Source organism: Psychroserpens sp., from assembly GCF_045105015.1.
Taxonomy (GTDB): Bacteria; Bacteroidota; Bacteroidia; order Flavobacteriales; family Flavobacteriaceae; genus Psychroserpens.
The window spans coordinates 1-4818 of record NZ_JBGCCX010000061.1; the positions used below are offsets into that span (position 1 = coordinate 1).

2 protein-coding genes and 1 pseudogene are annotated in these 4818 nt (G+C 32.3%); 1 reads left to right on the forward strand and 2 read right to left on the reverse strand.

The annotated features are described in order from the left end of the window. A pseudogene (locus AB8B90_RS04980) lies at positions 1-1095 on the reverse strand (polyphosphate kinase 1); the annotation flags it as partial. Further along, positions 1095-1580, reverse strand: a complete 486-nt coding sequence (locus AB8B90_RS04985) for a SixA phosphatase family protein (RefSeq protein ID WP_405334279.1) — start codon at positions 1578-1580, stop codon at positions 1095-1097. The gene AB8B90_RS04985 and the pseudogene AB8B90_RS04980, both read right to left, overlap by 1 nt. A gap of 428 nt (positions 1581-2008) precedes the next feature. On the opposite strand from AB8B90_RS04985, the gene AB8B90_RS04990 reads away from it, so the two are divergent. Then, positions 2009-4818, forward strand: a 2810-nt coding sequence (locus tag AB8B90_RS04990; RefSeq protein WP_405334281.1) for an Ig-like domain-containing protein, incomplete at its 3' end; no start/stop codon positions are given.

Below are 4818 nucleotides of genomic sequence, written 5' to 3' on the forward strand. Positions count from 1 at the left end.
CTTAACTTTAGGGTCTAATGCAGCTTCTCGTAGAAATTTAACAACATACGAAAAGGTTTGATATGGTGTATGAAGTAAGTAATCTTTCTGTGATATGGTTGAAAAAATACTATTCTGAAGGCTCACTCCTTTAATCTGTAAAGGTTGAATTTTTTCATATAACAAATCTGTTCTTCCTAAACTTGGAAAACCCATGTAATCTCTTCTATTGTGGTAACGACCACCCGGAATAACACTATCTTTAGAATCGATACCCATTTTTGACATTAAATACTCTAGAGTTTCTTCATCTATAGTCTTGTCATAAACAAACCTCACAGGATCACCTATCTGTCTATCTTTTACACTGTCAGAAATTTTCTCAATGAAACTCTTACTCAAATCACTGTCAAAATCAAGCTCACCATCTCTGGTAATCTTAATCATATTGGCCGAAATAGATTTATATTCAAATATATTGAAGATATCATCCAAACAATACCTGAGTAAATCATCTAATATAATAATGTAATGATCGTCACCTTTTTTTGGTAAAACTACAAATCGATCAATTGCTTTTGGTATTTCGATTAGAGCGTATTGTTTTTCATCAGTATCTAATACCATTTTTACAGCTAAGTATGCAGCACTATCCTTCAATATAGGAAGCTTGACCAAATCATTTAAAATTATGGTGACTAATGCAGGACTTACATTTTGTAAAAAATACTCTTTAATAAAATTATGCTGAGACTCATCAATTTGTGTTTCATTAATAATATGAATATTCTCTTCTTTTAGTGTTTTTTGAATTTTGTTTAGAATTTCTAAGCTATAACTTTGTTGTTTTATAACGATATCAGTTATAATTTCTAAGAGTTCACCAGCTTTCACGCCTCCAAGTTCACTTTTACCTCCTTTACCAGCTTCATCTATACGTTTAACCGTAGCATAACGTACTTTAAAAAATTCATCTAGGTTATTTGAAAATATACCTAAAAATCTTAATCGTTCAATAAGTGGCACACTTTCGTCTTCTGCTTCTTGTAATACACGTTCATTAAATTGGAGCCAACTGAGTTCGCGATTAATGTACCTATTTTTTTCTTTTACCATTATTTTAGATCTCTTGGAAAAATTGTAAGTTCTGTTGTTCCGTTTTTTATATGTTGCCAGGAATAGACATCAAAATTTATAATAACTAAACCACTTGTTGGTAAGTTATCAATAAATTGGTTGCCAAATATATTGCAAATTGATGTGAACGCATGATTATGTCCAAAAATCATAACCTTTTTATAACAATCATCGATTTGAGTTATAAATTTTATCACATTTTGACCTCCAAAATCATATAATTCATCTTTAATATGAAGAATTTCTTCATCATAATTTAGGTTTTTCATAAAAATCCTACACGTAGTTAGGGCTCTATTAGCAAAACTTGAAAAAATAATTTCAGGTAAAAAAGAAGAGCTTTTAAACGATTCGGAAACTAATGTTGCATCTCTAAAACCCCTCTTTTTTAGTGGTCTTTCAGCATCATTAACATCATATTTCCATGATGACTTTGCATGTCTAATTAGTACTAATTGTTTCATAATTGTTCGACGAAGTGTAATATTTTATCGATAAAATGTTGCATAATTCCGTTTTAACGATTATTTTCGTCCCTTTAACATTTAAATTTGCTAACCAGTTTGGTTATTGTTTGTTTTGTTTAATTAATATAAAGTGTAATGACCCCAAATCAAAAATACATTAATAAATCCATTTTCGTGGTATTTCGTACCATCGACCTCCCCTCAAAATATATTAGTCATTTGGTTAAGTTTTATAAGCTTAATTGAATCTCTTGTATAGCAATATTTTAAACATCGCTAAGCGAATATAAAATTTGAATTAAATTTCAAACCGTTACGTTTAAGAAGTGAAAAGCTAAAATGTAGTGATTTACATGAGTCATTATAATTGATGTCTGAAGTAAATGCAGAAAAAATTAAAATATAAAAAATTAACTATAGAGTTTATGAAAAACTTTACTCAATTGTCTCAACAGTATAATTGTGCTAATAGGATTAGCTCATCTTTTGTTTTATCACGAAAGACAAACCTTTTTTATACTATATTATTATTGATATTATTTATTAGTAGTAATTCATACTCACAAATGCAAGCGCCTTCAATACAAGGTAATATTAATGATGTTACCTTTCAGTGGTTAGAAGCAACTCAACCGACTATTGATGATCCTGCTACAATAGAATCAATTACGATTTTTAGTGATATCTACAATACATTCGTTGTACCTACTGACTATGAACTTACACGTTTAGGTCCTGGTCCAGGAAATGGTCCTAACACACTTGCGCAACGTCATGCTATAAATAGAATCATGCAAAACGGAGCTTTTGTCGGTGGAGATAGTAGTAATGAAGCAGATTGGGTTTTAAGAGCACGAGATGCCTTTAGATCAAAAAACTTAAACCACTACTATACTTCTAACGGAAATGGTAGAGACATTTGTAATTCTGATTCTGCTACTATAGAAAATACTGACGCTCAAAAGCAAACCATTTTTTACAACCCTGCAATACCTTCAAACTCAGATGGTGTTTTAGCAGTAACTGAAAGAGGTGCAAATAATTGTTTTTATATTGAAATCTGGGGTATTCCAGCAGGAGGAGGTATCGAACAAAAATTAGGTCAGACTTTTGTAAGAAACTCAGGTAACTATACAGGTTGTACTTATGGAGTTCCTAATAATAACTCAGATTTTTGGAAATCTGGTCGTTGTAATGATAGTGGTCAAACTATTGGTGTTGCATTATTTTATTTAAATGAAATAGCGCCTACAGGTTCAAAAATTACTAAAATCGAATTTGTATCTGCAACACGAGATGATGGAGATGGAAAGTTTTTCATTATGCAGAAATATGCAGTTGGTCAAACTAATATTAATTGTATAGATAATTCGTTCTCAGGGGATTTAGCTCAAACTGATAATGTACCTGATAATTCAACATTTACGCTCTTATCTGGACCTACTCCTGCAGGACAATCTTTTACCTTTAATCCTGATGGTTCTTATGAATATACACCTACACCAGGTTATGTTGGAGGTGTAAATTTCGAATATCAAGTTTGTCTTCCTGCACCAAATGCAAATGTATGTGATACTGCTGTAGTTAATTTGAATTATAATCCACTTCCTGAAGTTCCAGAGATTGATATTGCATGTGATTTTAATGATAATTTCGTAATAACAGTCACAAGCCCTATTGGTTCACAATATAATTATTCATTAAATGGACAACCCTATCAGAGTTCGCCTATTTTTCCGAATGTTTCTGCTGGCTCCTATAATCTTAATATTATAAATGATTTTACAAAATGTACAAATGTATATCCGCAACCAATTATTTTAAGTAACCTTGAAATTGAAGCAACAGCTTCAAATGTTAATTGTCCTAATGATACTAACGGAATTATTGACATTACAGTAAATGGTGGCGCTTTACCATATACGTATTTATGGTCTAATGGAAGTACTGATCAAGATTTAAGTAATGTAGGACCAGGAACTTATTCAGTAACGGTATCTGATGCCAATGACTGTACAATTGATATACAAAGAACGATAAATGCTATTGATACTGAAGACCCTGAAATATCTTTACCTAATAACATTTCATTAGAAGGCTGTGATGCTTCAGATATTACATCAAATAATAGTATTTTTCCTTACAGCAATATAATATCTGGAAATGTATTGAGTGTTTTTAATACTAATTCAAATTATAATGCAAGTGATGATACAAGCTTACAGATAATCACTTATATAGATGAAGTGATCTCTTCTGGCTGTACAACAGTTGTCGAAAGAGTATTTACTGTAACTGATGCTTGTGGTAAAACGACATCTGATACACAAACAATTACTCTTGTAGATTCAACTCCGCCTACTTTAAACATTCCTAACAACATTACTATGGAATGTTCACAAAGTGGAAACTCATCTCCTTCTGCTACAGGCGAAGCAACTGCTTCAGATACATGTAGTAATGTCACTATTACTTATGAAGATGCAACTGTGAATAATTGTGCAGATTCAAAAGTTATTACTAGAACTTGGACAGCTACAGATGAGTGTGGTAATTCGGTTTCTGATACGCAAACAATTACTGTTGAAGACACTACTGCTCCAACTTTAACAATACCTCCTAATAAAAATAGAGAGTGTACTGAAGATACAAATCCTCCAAATACTGGAACAGCTACAGCTATAGACAATTGTGGTGATGTTACAGTAACTTACACTGATAGTAGTGTTGTTGGTTGTGGAAATACTGAAACAATTACTAGAACTTGGACAGCTACTGATCAATGTGGTAATTCTGTTTCTGATACGCAAACAATTACTGTTGAAGACACTACTGCTCCAACACTTAATATTCCTAGTAACGCAACGGTTGAATGTACTGATAATATTGATCCTACTGCTACTGGAAATGCTACAGCTACTGATACTTGTGGTAACGCAACTGTAACTTTTACTGATAGTGCTGTGGATGCTTGTGGTAATACACAAACAATTACTAGAACTTGGACAGCTACTGATGAGTGTGGTAATTCTGTTTCTGATACGCAAACAATTACTGTTGAAGACACTACTGCTCCAACACTTAATATTCCTAGTAACGCAACGGTTGAATGTACTGATAGTATTGATCCTACGGCTACTGGAAATGCTACAGCTACTGATACATGTGGTAATGTAACTGTTTCTTTTACTGATAGTGCTGTGGATGCTTGTGGTAACACACAAACAATTACTAG

Coding starts and splice junctions, on each gene's coding strand:
- AB8B90_RS04985 (WP_405334279.1), bottom strand. CDS start 1,580: ATGAAACAATTAGTACTAATTAGACATGCAAAGTCATCATGGAAATAT.